16 protein-coding genes and 1 tRNA gene are annotated in these 13,630 nt (G+C 68.1%); 10 read left to right on the top strand and 7 right to left on the bottom strand.

The annotated features are described in order from the left end of the window. Positions 1–47 precede the first annotated feature (47 nt). The 10 genes from G531_RS0102245 to G531_RS19845 all read left to right on the top strand — a co-directional run bounded on the left by G531_RS0102245 (position 48) and on the right by G531_RS19845 (position 6,734). Positions 48–1,238 carry a tyrosine-type recombinase/integrase gene (locus tag G531_RS0102245; RefSeq protein WP_026926010.1) on the top strand — a complete coding sequence of 397 codons (1,191 nt, stop codon included), beginning with the start codon at positions 48–50 and terminating at the stop codon, positions 1,236–1,238. Next, positions 1,231–1,650 (top strand): hypothetical protein, encoded by a 420-nt coding sequence (locus G531_RS0102250; RefSeq protein ID WP_026926011.1) that lies wholly within the window; start codon positions 1,231–1,233, stop codon positions 1,648–1,650. The genes G531_RS0102245 and G531_RS0102250 overlap by 8 nt, the downstream gene beginning before the upstream one ends. Positions 1,651–1,732: 82 nt before the next feature. Further along, positions 1,733–1,948, top strand: coding sequence for an excisionase family DNA-binding protein (locus G531_RS25065; RefSeq protein ID WP_035756846.1), 216 nt, complete (start codon positions 1,733–1,735; stop codon positions 1,946–1,948). Further along, on the top strand, positions 1,945–2,304 hold the full coding sequence (locus tag G531_RS25575; RefSeq protein ID WP_145978556.1) for a hypothetical protein: 360 nt from the start codon (positions 1,945–1,947) through the stop codon (positions 2,302–2,304). Before G531_RS25065 ends, G531_RS25575 begins: the two co-directional genes overlap by 4 nt. Continuing rightward, a complete protein-coding gene (locus tag G531_RS19835) occupies positions 2,301–3,599 on the top strand; it encodes an AAA family ATPase (RefSeq protein ID WP_051214922.1) in 1,299 nt (432 codons plus the stop codon). Before G531_RS25575 ends, G531_RS19835 begins: the two co-directional genes overlap by 4 nt. A 667-nt stretch (positions 3,600–4,266) precedes the next feature. Beyond that, positions 4,267–4,527, top strand: a complete 261-nt coding sequence (locus G531_RS25070) for a WhiB family transcriptional regulator (protein WP_162143132.1) — start codon at positions 4,267–4,269, stop codon at positions 4,525–4,527. Beyond that, positions 4,524–4,805, top strand: coding sequence for a hypothetical protein (locus G531_RS0102270; RefSeq protein ID WP_026926014.1), 282 nt, complete (start codon positions 4,524–4,526; stop codon positions 4,803–4,805). The genes G531_RS25070 and G531_RS0102270 overlap by 4 nt, the downstream gene beginning before the upstream one ends. Positions 4,806–5,161: 356 nt before the next feature. Further along, on the top strand, positions 5,162–6,010 hold the full coding sequence (locus G531_RS0102275) for a phage major capsid protein (RefSeq protein ID WP_026926015.1): 849 nt from the start codon (positions 5,162–5,164) through the stop codon (positions 6,008–6,010). Beyond that, positions 6,007–6,321 carry a hypothetical protein gene (locus G531_RS19840; protein ID WP_026926016.1) on the top strand — a complete coding sequence of 105 codons (315 nt, stop codon included), beginning with the start codon at positions 6,007–6,009 and terminating at the stop codon, positions 6,319–6,321. Before G531_RS0102275 ends, G531_RS19840 begins: the two co-directional genes overlap by 4 nt. Positions 6,322–6,335: 14 nt before the next feature. Beyond that, complete coding sequence (locus tag G531_RS19845) at positions 6,336–6,734, top strand: hypothetical protein (RefSeq protein ID WP_060929975.1); 399 nt, start codon at positions 6,336–6,338, stop codon at positions 6,732–6,734. 341 nt (positions 6,735–7,075) lie between these two features. Here the strand turns inward: G531_RS19845 and G531_RS0102290 are convergent, their stop codons facing one another. The 7 genes from G531_RS0102290 to dnaG all read right to left on the bottom strand — a co-directional run bounded on the left by G531_RS0102290 (position 7,076) and on the right by dnaG (position 13,560). Then, entirely contained in the window at positions 7,076–7,387 is a 312-nt protein-coding gene (locus tag G531_RS0102290; protein WP_026926017.1) for a hypothetical protein, read from the bottom strand. Positions 7,388–7,407: 20 nt separating this feature from the next. Then, positions 7,408–7,737, bottom strand: coding sequence for a DUF6907 domain-containing protein (locus G531_RS0102295; RefSeq protein WP_026926018.1), 330 nt, complete (start codon positions 7,735–7,737; stop codon positions 7,408–7,410). 114 nt (positions 7,738–7,851) lie between these two features. Next, a tRNA-Asn gene (locus G531_RS0102300) sits at positions 7,852–7,927 on the bottom strand. A gap of 767 nt (positions 7,928–8,694) precedes the next feature. Next, positions 8,695–10,122, bottom strand: coding sequence for an esterase/lipase family protein (locus tag G531_RS0102305; RefSeq protein ID WP_051214925.1), 1,428 nt, complete (start codon positions 10,120–10,122; stop codon positions 8,695–8,697). 57 nt (positions 10,123–10,179) lie between these two features. After that, complete coding sequence (locus G531_RS0102310) at positions 10,180–10,686, bottom strand: hypothetical protein (RefSeq protein ID WP_026926020.1); 507 nt, start codon at positions 10,684–10,686, stop codon at positions 10,180–10,182. A 60-nt stretch (positions 10,687–10,746) separates the two neighbouring features. After that, positions 10,747–11,595 (bottom strand): sigma-70 family RNA polymerase sigma factor, encoded by an 849-nt coding sequence (locus tag G531_RS0102315; RefSeq protein ID WP_026926021.1) that lies wholly within the window; start codon positions 11,593–11,595, stop codon positions 10,747–10,749. 126 nt (positions 11,596–11,721) lie between these two features. Beyond that, complete coding sequence (gene dnaG, locus G531_RS0102320) at positions 11,722–13,560, bottom strand: DNA primase (RefSeq protein ID WP_026926022.1); 1,839 nt, start codon at positions 13,558–13,560, stop codon at positions 11,722–11,724. Positions 13,561–13,630: the final 70 nt, after the last annotated feature.

A 13,630-nucleotide genomic window follows, 5' to 3' on the forward strand; every position in this document is an offset into this window, starting at 1 on the left:
AAAATGGCTTTAATCCTGCACGTATCCTGCACGGAAGGTCCCCACACATGACGAAACGCAAGCGCGGATTCGGTCAGCTCCGACGCCTACCGTCGAAGCGGGTCCAGGCGTTCTACACCGGTCCGGACACCGGACTTCACTACGCACCCGCCACCTTCGACACCTTCGAAGACGCCGAGGCATGGCTGGCCGCAGAGCGTCGCCTGATCTCTCTTGACGAATGGACTCCCCCGGCCGAGCGGCAGAAGTCACGGCACGCCAGAGGGATCACCCTGGCCGAGTACGCCGGCCAGTGGCTCGACTCCCACCGACGCAGCGACGGGAAGCCGCTCAAGGCCCGGACCCTCGCTCACTACAGGAAGCTGCTCGACACCCGGATCCTGCCCGAGCTCGGAGACCTGGAGCTCAAGCACGTCAGTGAGTCAATGGTGAAGGTCTGGCTTCGCACCCTCGAAGCCGACGAGACCCCGACCTACACCGCACACGCCTACGCGCTCCTGGGCTCGATCCTGCGGGCCGCCGAGGCCGACCAGCTGATCAAGAAGAACCCGTGCACGATCAGCGGCGCGACCAGGACCAAGCCCGCGCACAAGGTGGAGCCGGCCACGGTCGCCGAGCTCGAGGTGATCGTGTCGCACATGAAACCCCAGTACCGGCTGGCCATCCTGTTGATGGCCTGGTGTGCGCTCCGCTTCGGTGAGGTCACCGAGCTACGCCGCTCCGATATCGACGTGCGACGCAAGAACCGAATCCACGTACAGCGCGGTGTTGTCCTGGTCGACGGTGAACGGCAGGTGACAACGCCCAAGTCTGAGGCCGGGATCCGCTGGGTGACCATCCCGCCACACCTGGTGCCCGTGGTCCGCGAACACCTCGATACCTATGTGGAGCGCAGGCCGGACGCGCTCCTGTTCACCGGCCGCAACGGTGGGCACCTGGCGCAATCCACGCTGAACGGGAAACCCGGCCGTACGCGGCTGATCAAGGGCCGAGTAGTGAACGAGTCCGCGAGCGGATTCAAGGGAGCCGCCGAGGCTGCCGGCCGGCCCGACCTGCGACTACACGACCTACGCCACTCCGGCGCCGTCCTGGCCGCGCAGACCGGCGCGACCCTGGCCGAGCTCATGGCGCGATTGGGGCACTCGACCCCAGCAGCTGCGATGCGCTACCAGCACGCCGCGAAGGACCGTGACGCCCAGATTGCCGAAGCACTCTCGAGGATGGCCGAGCATGCCTGACAGCTACCGACTGACCGTGACGTGCTCCCACCAGGGCCGGCCGGACGTCACCGCCGACACCCGAACCGTCACGGTGATCACTCACCACACCCCGCCGACCGAGGGTGAGACCTTCGGATTCCTCGAGTGGCGCGACGGCGGCAACGCCCTCCGGACTCAGTGGGGCGTCCTGGCCGAGCTCACGACCACCGAGAGAGGCCAGGTCCTGCGAGACCCCGCCGCGCGCGCCAAGCTCCTGACCGACCGCCGGACCGGGCGCAAGATGGGCGGCACCTGGTGGCGGTTTCGGTGCTCCGACTGCGGTCACACACTGCAGAGCCGCGGGGCCCGGCTCGAGCCGGTACTGGAGCGCCTGCGGGTCGCCGGGGTCACCACCATCGACCTTGCCCACCTCCGGAGTGTTCTTCTGTAGAAGTCGGCACAAGTCGCGCTACAGTTCCACTACGTTTCGCCGGGCCAGCCCCGGGTAGGTTCCCCCTGCCCTGGAGGCAATCGTGCCCTATCCGAAGAAACCCCAGGATCTCCCCGCGCACGCGAAGTATGTGCGCCAAGAAGTCGCAGCAGAGCGCTGGGACGTATCCGTTGACACCATCCGCCGACTGATCGCGTCCGGAAAGATCACCGGCTACCGGCTCAACCGGCGAGTCATACGCGTCGACCTGGACGAAGTTGACGCAGCCTTCCGTCCGATTCCGGCGGTGGCCGGATGACCGAGGGACAAAGTAATCCCCCCGGTCGGGCAACCGAGGGGACTGGGAAAGCGTTCGCAGGCGCTGAAGTCAGTCTAACGGACTGGGCCGACCAGTTCACCCGTCGCGCGCTACAGGATGCCCTGGCTGAGGCGACCGCTGACTACTGGCTACGTCGCGCCCAGGTGTTCGAGGACTGCCGACGCCGGCCCGGTGATTTCATCGGCCGCAACACCACACCGGAATCCCGAGCGGCCAAGGATGCCGAGCTGGCCGACCTGGCCGAGGCCTGCCGAGCCAAGGCCGTGATCATGGCTGACCCGTCGCTGTGGGATGACGACATGCGCGCCGTCCTGGGGATCGGTGATGCTGCATGATCGAGACCAGCATTCTCGACCTGGTGCGCACCGGTGACCAGCTCGACGCGAAGGTGTTCCCTCCGCTGCAGTGGGCAATCCCCGGATTGGTCCCCGAAGGGCTCGGACTGCTCACCGGAGCGCCCAAGATCGGCAAGTCATGGCTGGTCCTGGGGACTGCGCTGGCCCTCGCCACCGGCGGGAGCGCCCTGGGGAAGCTCCCTGTAGGCCGGCCCCGCCCAGTGCTCTACCTGGCTCTCGAAGATGGGGAGCGGCGACTACAGGCCCGGTGCCGGCAGCTACTGGGAGAGGATGCACCAATCCCGCGAAACTTCCAGTACCGGACCGAGGTCACCGGACCCAATCAGGCGTTCGACCTTATGGCCGCATGGCTCGACGCCCAGGGCGACGACGCTAGCCCGGTAGCAGTCCTAGACACCCTAGGGCGAGTCATGCCGCAGAAGTTGCCCGGCGAATCCCCGTACGACCGGGATTACCGGATCGGTGCCCAGCTCAAGCGGCTAGCTGACGATCACCCCGGCTCGACCGTCCTGGTCGTGCACCACGTCCGCAAGGCCCAGACAGAGGACTGGATGGAGTCCACCTCAGGAACGAACGGCCTCAACGGTGCTGCCGACTTCACCCTGAACCTCAGCCGCAAGCGTGGCGAGGACGAAGGGCTGATCAACATCACCGGCCGGGACGTGAGCGATGGTCAGTACGCAGTCACAGCCGCCGGCGGTCACTGGGCCCTCACCGGTGACGACCTGGCCGACGCGGCCGCAGCAGCCGAGGAACGGCAGGCAACCAGCAACCTGGGAGACCTGCAGGCCGCAGTACTGCGCTACGTCAACCAGCACCCCGAAGGCGTTCGAGCGGGTCAAGTGGTCGCAGCCGTCCCCGGCTTCACCGGAGACAACGCCACCAGGAATGCCGGCGGCTACCTCAAGCGGCTTTCCGACAGTGAGCGAATCACCAAAATCAGCACCGGCCTCTACGGTCCTACCGTCAAAGGTGTCAAACCTGTAATAGACCAGACGGTAGACCCTAAGGACTTTGACACTGTTGACACCATTGACGGTCAGTCCTTAGACAAGGGGAGTCCTAAGGGCTTTGACACTGTTGACGGCATTGACGGTCAGTTCTTAGGTGATCGCGCCCACCGCGCCCCCACCGAGCCCAGGGTCCGCCCGGCAACCGAGCGCAACACCTGCCCCGACTGCGGCCGGAATACCGCTGCAACCCCGGGCGCTGCCACCTGTGCACGGCATCACACCCGCTGGCGGCAGACCGAGGACCAGGGCGGCGCAGCGTGAGCGGGGACGGACTCACGCCCGGCACCGACCCGCGCCCCGGCTACCCACGGGCAACCCTCTGCCTGCACCGCCGCAACGCCGACACCTGCCCCCTCTGCCAGGAGTGGCCCTGGCTCCCCGCACCCCGCGACGGCTGGCACTACACGCCCAGCCGTTGTGACTGCGGCATGACCCGAGAGCAGCACCGCAAGCACGCCAACCCCGGGCACGAGTTCGTGCCGGGCCAAGTACGCGACCGGCCACCCGAAAGCAGGGTGACCCGATGACCGGCACCCGAGCCCACAAAAGGGGGTCAGCAGTAGTGACCCCCTCGAGCTCGCGACCCTCACTTGAAATGAGGGTGACCCGATGACCGGCACCCGAGCCGGCTACCCACGAAGGGCGTCCGCTACTACCGGCCCCCTTCGAGCTCGCACCCAACCACTCCGACCAGGAGCGCACCTGTGACCAACCGATATGACCAGGCCCCCCTCGACCCGTTCGACCAGCCCCCCCCCCTCGAGTACCCCCGCGTTCCGGCCTGGGTGCCCTTCACTGGCTGGGTCTGCCGCGCCCACCTATGGCCGGTCAACCATCGCGGCTATGGCTGCCCCCACTGCACAGCCGAGACCCGACGCCGGCCCCGCCGAGACAGCAACACCGAACAGGCACCGAGGAACGTTCTGCCATGTCAGTGACCGCCCGAGTTCGCTTCGAGCTCGCCCTGGTCGCAGCCGCCGAGCTCAACCAACAAGTTCCCTGCGGCACGTTCGGAACCGCCGAAGCATTCACCTCACCCGATCCCAAGCAACGCGCTCACGCCGCAACGCTCTGCCTCTCCTGCCCGGTACTCGACCCATGCGCCGAGGCCGGCCAGTACGAGACAGCAGGCGTCTGGGGAGCCATCGACCACACCACGCCCAACCACAACCGAGAGGCAACGCAATGACCCACCTCGAAGACGCTCGACTCAATCGCGCCGCAGTCGCTGACGCATTCGCCCTGCTCCACGCCACGGGCCGGGGCGACCAGGACGGCACACTCCGACTCATCCGAGGGACTGCCGAAGATGGATCGTTCGCGGTCCTGGTCCTGGTCCTGGCCGACATCTGCCGAGGGCTCGCCGGCCAACTCGGTCAACCCGGAACAGTCCTCACCACAATCCAGCGGCAGATCCTGGCCGACATCGACGCAACGATTTCCGCGATGGAAGCCGAACAGCAGTAGCCGCAGCGGGCCCGCCGGGGTGGGGAGGGACCCCCCGGGGGGCCCGAAAATCCGCCTTTCCCGGATAGGCGCGTGTGTGTGTCCAACATTTTTTGGTGAACCGCCGCTAACCGGCCCCTCCGCCCAGGGGATCCCCGCGTGTTCGGTGAGTCACGGCTAACCGACGCGTGAGAGAATTTTTTTGCCGGTGGGCCTCTCTTCCGGTCGGTTGCTGCACCGGGCCGGGGTAGTTCCAGGAATTCCCTCCGCCTGACGGATGGAATTCTTCCCCGGCCCGGGTCTGCTGCCAGACCAGAGCAAGCACCGCCGGCCGGACCCCAGCAGCCGAACCGAATCATCAGAGAGGACAACAGCCCATGACTGTTACCACCACTACCAGCGCGATCAGCTGGAGCCCCGACGTTGTTGCGCTGCCCCCGCAGGACGCAATCCCCGACGCCCTGGTCATGCAATGCGCCACCGTGCTCGGATCCGCCGACGGGGATGCGCCCGTGGTCCGGGTGCCGTACGTCGATGACACGTCCCTGGTGGCCGGCTTCACTCCCGAGGGCACCAACATCACCCTGTCGGAGCCGGACCTGTCCGAGGTCGCCGTATCCACCGGCAAGGTGTCGTGCCTGCTGCGGATCTCCCGCGAACAGCTCGAGCAGGCGAACGCCCAGGAGCTCATCGTTCACGAGATGGCCAAGCAGATCATCAAGTCGGCCGATGTCGCGTTCCTCAACCAGACTGCCCCTGTCCCGCCGGCGGTGATCCCCCCGACCGGCGTGCTCGCCTCGAGCATCAGCGATGCCGGGGAGGTCAGTGGCAACCTCGACACCCTGATTGATGCGGTCTCCTGGATCCAGGCATCCGGCGGGACCCCGTCGCACATTCTGCTGTCCCCGCTGGCCTGGGCCGAGCTCCGCAAGCTGAAGGTCACCACCGGCTCGGCACAGTCCCTGCTCGGGGCCGGCTCGGGGGATGCAGCCTCGACCCTGCTCGGGATTCCGGTGCTGGTCACCTTCGCTCTGGAAGACACCGAGGGCCTGGTGCTCGACCGGCGTTCCATTGCGGCCGCAGCGTCGCCGGTGGAGTACGCGACCAGCGAGCACGCCTACTTCACCGCCGATTCCTACGCGATCCGGGGAACGTTCCGCTTCGGTGCGAAGGTGATGAACGGTGAGCGGGTGGTCAAGTTCACCGTCAAGGTCCCGACCCCGTGAGCGACCAGCACGCCGAACCGGTCTTTACCCAGGCCGACATCGACCAGGCCCGGGCCGCAGCCAACCAGGCAGCGGCCCGGTACCGGGTCGCCCTTGACCGGGGTATCAGTCGCGCCGATGCGGACCTGTTCCTGACCAGCACCGACGAGGAACAGCTGGCCGCCCAGGCCGACGCGCTCCTAGCCCGTGACGCCGCCCGCGATGCCGCACAGCTGGCCGGCGGGAACTACGTGCCCACCGAGGGCAAGCAACCGAAGAACCAGAACGGCGGCGCTTCGGTCGCACAGGCCCTGTTCCACGCCGACCGCTAGGGACGCTGCCCGTGATGATCCTGGAACCCGCAGAGGTGCCTGCCGGGATCGCGGCGACCATCGGGGACAGCATCCTGCTGGACCTGATGATTGCAGCGCTCAACTCGCAGGTGTCACGGGTAGCGCCCTGCCTCACCGATGCCCCGGACACGGGGAAGCTAGCCGAGGCCAAGCTGATCATGCTCGCCACGCTCGAACGGTGGGGCAAAGCCGGTTCTGGCGGACTCCAGACCCAACAGATGACCGCCGGACCGTTCGCCAACACGACCACCGTCGACACCCGGACCAGGGCCGGATGGAAGCTGTGGCCCTCCGACATCAAGGCCCTGCAGGAGCTCTGCAAGGAGCCGACCGGCCGCGAGGGGAAAGCGTTCACCGTCGACCTGGGCCCCGGATGGGGTTACTCGGACTAACCCCATCCGCCCCGGCCCTGTACGCCGCTCTGACGGCCTCGAAGTCTCCGACGGGTACCCCTGCGAGCCTCACAGCGCCCAGCACGGCAATTCCTGTGGGTACGCACTGGCGCGTACCCCTCAACATCCGTCTTCCGGAAGTTGAGCGGATCGGGGAAAGTTATGCCGGTGGGGTATGTCTGGCATAGGGCATATGCAAGCCCCCGGCACCGAGTAAGGTGCCGGGGGCGATTCGCGTAGGGTGTGCGTCTGACATGCCCTGGGCGGGCAATCGAATCGATGACCTCACTAGTAGTTAGGGCATCGGGATCGATCTGGTGTGTCTGGCACACCCCATCGCGTCAATCGGTGTCCCCGACCAGGGGCCACCCGGACGCGACCCGCGCCACTTCCGCGAGCGTGTCACCGAGGAACTTGGCCTGTGCGACGGTGAGCGATCCGCCCGCCTCACCCAGGTCCACACGCTCGACCCACACCGCCGGATCTTCCATCAGTTCCCCGTGCACATCGACGGAGTACCAGAGCTCAACCCGGACCCCGTGACGGGTGAGGCTGTGACAGACAGAGTGCGTCTCCCGATCATGCTGGTAGCTGACCTCGAAGCCGACCGGGCCCGATTGGATGTAGCGCGCCACCTCCGGAGAGATGCTCACGAAGCCCTCACTAACGGCCGTCACAGCGTCCCCTCGATTCCCTCGAGCTCGGCAGCAGCTTCGACCAGGGCGGCCGCGAGCTCGCGCGCCTCGAGCGCGGTCAACGGAACATAGCCGTGGTCATCCCCGAGGCTCAGATGTGGCCCGAGCGTGCGAACGTCGGTAGCGGAGTAGGCGACCTCCTGGGTGAGGACTTCGACCCGCTGAGCCGCACCGGTCCAGACCTTGCGGGAGTGGTACCGGGTCGCGCCCAGGCCGTAGTAGTGCTCCCACGGATGGCCGGCCGGCAGCGTGCACCAGGACGGGCACGACGTCGGCGGAGGTGTGAACGATTCGGTGGTGACGGTCATGGCTGCTGCTCTCCCTGTGGAAGCGGGGCCGACCATCCTGCACGCAACCTGCACGCTGGAATTGGAAAGGCCCCTGACTGGTGGTGTTTCACCTAGTCAGAGGCCTGTTGCGTGTGGCTCCCCCGACTGGACTCGAACCAGTAACCCTTCGATTAACAGTCGAATGCTCTGCCAATTGAGCTACGGGGGACCGTGCTCCCACCACCGTGGGCGCGAGAAGAAACATTAGCAACGAACCCGGGAGCGAGGCAAATCGACGCGTTGACTCCTCCTGGATGCCCGCGGGGTGGATCCCCGGACGGACAACGATGCCGATCTGGTATCCGCTGGGTTGGGTTCGGGTGCGCGGGTCGGGTTCGGGTGCGCGGGCGCTGCAGGGGCCGCGGGCCGGATTTGGGCCAGCGAGCAGGCATGAGGAACCGCGTACCGTCATGAAGCCCGCGATCTGCCTGTCGGGTGCGCGGGTCGGGTTCGGGTGCGCGGGTCGGGTTCGGGTGCGCGGGTCGGGTTCGGGTGCGCGGGCCCTGCAGGGGCCGCGGGCCGGATTTGGACCAGCGAGCAGCCCTGAGCAACCGCGGGCCGTATTTGGACCCGCGGGGCCTGCCTGGGCCCGCGAGCAGCGCCCCCATGAACCACCCCAAAGACCCACCCAACAGGACTTGACCACCCGCCGCGCACTCGAATCGGCAGCTCGGGTCAAGGTCCCGCGTCGGTTCCCGACATCCAGCGATCCGGAACGCTTCCCGCATCTGCTGCAGCGCCCGCGAGAACATGGTTACTGTCGCCGGATGGTCCGGGCTGTCGCGGGAAACCCCGACGGCGAACTTCCTATCGCACGAAGCCCCGACGGCGAACTTCCTATCGCACGAAGCCCCGACGGCGAACTTCCTATCGCACGAAGCCCCAACGCCACCAGTCCTGTCGCGGGCCGGACCGGCCATGCGGACCGGCCGATGGTCAGAAGCCGCGCTGCTTCAGGTCCGCGACGATGCCGATGTAGGCATCCAGCACATTGAACCCGGCGAAATCCTCCCGGTGCATGTCGACCAGATCTCCGTGGGAGACCCCGCGCCGAGTACTGCTGCGGATCACCCCGCGGAACTCGCCCCATTTGGCCGAGTCGACCGAGACCAGGCCGTCATTCTCCTCGCCGAGGGCCTTGATCACCCGGTACGAGGGCCCCAGCAACCGGTCACCGGCCGGGGAACTCATCACCGAGGTGTAGCTCTGGTAGTAGACCCGCGGGTCGTCGGGGTGGGCCCGATTGAACTCCCGCGCCGTCCGGGTCCGGAACGCCATCGTCGAGGCGAAGAAGTCGGGCGACTCGTCCCCGGCCACCCCGAAGGTGTAGTCCACCGCTGCCGCGAGCCGGCGGTAGAGCGGCTCCTTGAGTTTGGTGGCCGTGTCGGCGAACCGGACCCCATGGTGCGGGCTGTTCATGGTGGTCAGGCTCGCCACCTTGTCCCCGATGCCGAGCGCCGAGATGGCGTACCGGGAATCAATGCCACCACGGCTGTGGGCGATGAGGTTCACCTTGCCGGCCCCGGTCTCCTCGAGCACCTGGTCGATCCGGGCGGCGACCTGGGTGCCGTTGGCCTCGATGCTGCCCCAGCCCTGCTGTTCCCCGTGGAAGATGGTGGCACCGTGCCGCTTCAGATACGTCGGAATCCGGCCCCAGGCGTTGAACAGCCGGTAGTCGCGCCACCCCACCCCGTGCACCAGGATGATCGGAAACCGGGTCGCGCAGCGCTGGTCCTCGGGCATCGTCGACTCCCACTGCACCCGGTCGACCGCCGCCAGATACTCCTTGCGGACCGTACGCCCGACCCCGACGCCGGCCACCCAGCCGATCACCGGGATCCACAGTGTCGCCAGCAGGAACACCTTCCCGGCCGGGCTCAGACTGCGCGACAGCAGGATCGCCCGCAGTGCCCCGTCGAGATACAGCAACAGGCAACAGCCCAGCGCGAACCCGGTGTTGGTCACCAGCAGCCACAACGGCACCACCGACTCCTCCAGCACGAACGACAGCGGCAGCACCACCGCCTCCACGATCGTCGCCCAGCACAGGGCCCACAGGATCGGGGCGGCCCCGCCGAGTGCCTTGAGCCGCAGGCCGGTGGGTACTCCGTCGCGCACCGGGGCCACCGTGAGCCGGATCCAGAACCAGAGCAGCAGCAGCCCGAAGACGGCCAGGATCCACAGCCCGTCCGGGCCCAGCTCCCGGTAGCCGAGTCGGCCCAGCAGCGGCGCGTTCAGCACCAGCGGTACGCAGATCCCCACCACCACCGGATTGATCAGCGGCACCCGCCGGGCCAGGTCGAGCACGATGAGCAGGACCAGGACCGCACCGGCGACCAGCAGCACGACAGCAAGATTCGGCATGGCACTCCCCCTGTGATCCGATACCGAAGTCGCCGGTGATCGTACCCGGCGCTCAGGTCACCCGAACTCGCGCCGCAGGTCGGCCAGCTTGCCCTCCAGTTCCGCGGTCAGCTCGGGCGTGTTCGGGGTGCCCTTGCCCCGACTGATGTGCCAGGTCAGGGAGTTGTCCCCCAGGTTGCGGCGCCCGCTCAGCTGGGCACCGTTGAGGGTCCCTTCCACCTCCACCTGCTGACGAACCACGATCGAGGCGTTCACCCGATCCCGGAACAGTCCCGGCAGGTTCCCCGGCTTCGGCAGGCGTACGCTGCCCGCCCGGCCCTCGACGGTGGTCCAGCGCAGCGTCCCGGTCTCGGCGTTGTACTGGCCCCGCTCGATCTCGTGCCAGCCGAGTTGGCGCCACCCGCCGGGGACGATCGGGTCGGACCAGACCAGCCGATCGGGCAGCCCCAGACACCAGCCGTCCTCGGTGGGCACCGCGACCAGGACCCGCGGCTTCTGCTCGATCAGCCGGGCCACCGCCGCCAGCGTCTGCGAATCCGGACCGGCCGTGCCAAAGAGTGCCATGGCCCCATTCTGCCCAGCCGGCCAACCGGTCGAGCGCCCGCCCGAATCGGGAGCCGGCGCTCACGCCGCGATCGGTTCCGGACGGGTGCACACCCCGCGCAGCCGGTCCAGGGCGCGCTCCTCAGCGCGGCGGACCCGACCCGCGCTGATGCCCAGGCGGCGGGCCGCCTCGGCCTGGGAACAGACCGGGCCGCCGAAGCCGTACCGCAGCTCGATCACCACCCGGTCCAGGCCGCTCAACTCCGCCAACAGATCGACCCGGGCCCCGGATTCCAGCACCCGGTCGAACTCGCGCTGGGCAGTGTCGTCCCGCAGTTGGACCTCGCCACCGTCGGGGCGGTCCAACTCGGCCGGCATGCTCCGGTTCAGCAGCTCCTCCACCCAGGCCCGGGGCCGGCCGACGCGCTGGGCCACCTCCTCATCGGTCGGCATCCGGCCGAGTTGCTGGGTCAGCGCCGCACTCGCCGCCCGGACCTCGGCCAGCCGGCCGGCCCAGTACCGAGTCAGGTGCGGACTGCGCGCCGCCGCCCGCACATGGGTGCGGATCCAGGGCACCGCGTAGGTGGAGAACCGCAGGTTGCGCCGGTGGTCGAACCGCTGGACCGCTTCGAACAGCCCGAGCAGCCCCTCGGCGAACAACTCCGATGCCTCCTCCGCCGAGCGGGTGGCCTCCCGGCGGGCCAGGCGGGCGACCAGGCGTACGTTGGCCAGCACGAGTCGGTCCCGGGCGCGTTCGCCCCGGCGTACCAGTTCGTGCAGTTCGGCGGGGGTGGCCCGCTGCGGGTAGTGCCCGTGGTCGAGGCACTCCGCGGCGTACAGCCCGGCCTCGATGGCGGCGGCGAGGCGGGCCTCGTCGGTGGCAGTGAGCAGGTCCGGGGAACGGCGGCAGATCTGATCGATGACGTCCATGTCCCAAGCGTGGCCACCGCAGGGCTGCTCGAGCCGGGATCGCGCCCGGCTGTGGACAGCGCCGGCGGTCCGCACACGGACAACACCGGTGGTGTGGACGCCCTCACAGCCCCGGATCGGGCCCGGTCAGAGCGTGATTCCGCCCAGGCTGCGGGCCTGCAGCTGCTTGCGGGTCCGCTCCAGCGACAGCAGTTCGCCGAACTGCCGGTTGTAGTCGCTCTGGTTCTCCACCGGGTTCGTACGCTGCAGCTTCGATTTGAGGTCGCCGATCCGGCGTACGCAGGTCAACAACTGCAGTTTGGCGCGATAGGCATCCACGTACGCCGCATCCGGCTCGTGCAGCAGCGGCTCGACCGACAGCTCCATCGCCAACTGGCCGAGCAGGCCGTGCCCGCAGATCGCCAGGACGCGCTGGGTCCAGTCCCCCTCGGCGTCGCGGGCCTGCTCGGTGGCGGCGTACAGGGCGCGGTAGCCGGGGTGGGTGAAGTCCTCGGCGCTGATCTCCCAGTCGGCCCCGAACAACTGCGGGCGTTGCAGCAGCAGCTTCAGGGTGTCCCGCTCCACCTCGAGCTCCCGATCATCGGGATCGGGCAGTTGCGTCCGGTCCGGTTTCGGCTCGACCACCACGGCCGCATCCTCACCGGGCCGCGAACTCCGGGCCCGGTGCACCGCGGCGCGCACGGTATCCAGGTCCATCCCGAGCATGCCGCTGAGTTCGCGCACGTACGCATCCACCAGCGAGGCATCCCGAATGCTGCCGACCAGGGGCGCGGCCGCCCGCAGCGCAGCCAACCGGCCGTCGGCACGATCCAGGTCGTAGGAGTCCAGCACATTGCGCATCACGAAGCGGTACAGCGGGACCCGCCGCCCGACCAGTTCCCGGACCGCCTCCGGCCCGCTCTGCAGTCGCAGATCGCACGGATCCAGGCCGGTCGGCTCGACCGCGACATAGGTCTGGGTGATGAAGGTCCGGTCCAGGTTGAACACCTTGATCGCGGCGGCCTGACCGGCGGCGTCCCCGTCGAAGGTGAAGATGACCTCGCCGTGGAAGGCGTCATGGTTGCCCATCAGGCGCTGCAGCAGCTTGGCGTGATCGGCGCCGAACGCGGTCCCGCAGGAGGCGACCGCGGTGTCCACTCCGGACAGATGGGCCGCCATCACATCGGTGTAGCCCTCGACCACGACGGCCTGGGCCTTCTTGCCGATCTGCTGCCGGGCGAGATCGAGGCCGTAGAGGACGTGGGATTTCTTGTACACCGGGGTCTCGGGGGTGTTGATGTACTTCGCGGGAATCCGATCCTCGTCCAGGATCCGTCGGGCCCCGAAGCCCAACACGTGGCGTCCGGAATCGCGGATCGGCCACAGCAGTCGGCCCTGGAAGAAGTCCCAGCCGTTCTCCCGGACCAGGCCGGCCCGGACCAACACCTCGGGCCGGAAGCCACGCTCCCGAAGCACTTTCCCGAGCTGCTTGCCGCCCTGGGGCGCCCAGCCGATCGAGAAATGTTCGGCGGCGGACCGATCGAATCCGCGTTGGTCGAGGAACTGTCGCCCGGGCAACGCGTCGGCGCCGGTCAGTTGTTCGGCGAAGTACTCCGCGGCCGCGGCGTTCGCCTCCAGAATCTGGGTACGCAGCCCCGGTTCGGTGCCCGGACCGGACCCGTCGGCGTACCGCAACTGGACGCCGACCCGGTCGGCCAACTGCTCGACGGCCTCGGCGAAGGAGAGATTGTCGACCTTTTGCAGGAAGGTGATCACGTCCCCGCCCTCGCCGCACCCGAAGCAGTAGTACAGCCCCCGCGACGGGGTGACCTGGAAGCTGGGGGTCTTCTCCGAGTGGAACGGGCACAGCCCCTTCAGCGACCCGCCGCCGGCGTTCTTCAGGGTCAGGTAGCCGGAGACGACCTCATCGATGCGGGCCCGGGCGCGGACCTCTGCGACATCTTCATCCCTGATTCTCCCGGCCACGTGGGCATAGTACCCGCCACGCCGACGGGTGCCGGTCGTCGCGAGAATCACCCCGGACCCACCAGTCCCG

This window comes from Granulicoccus phenolivorans DSM 17626 = NBRC 107789 = JCM 15570 (assembly GCF_000423085.1).
GTDB classification, from domain to species: Bacteria; Actinomycetota; Actinomycetes; order Propionibacteriales; family Propionibacteriaceae; genus Granulicoccus; species Granulicoccus phenolivorans.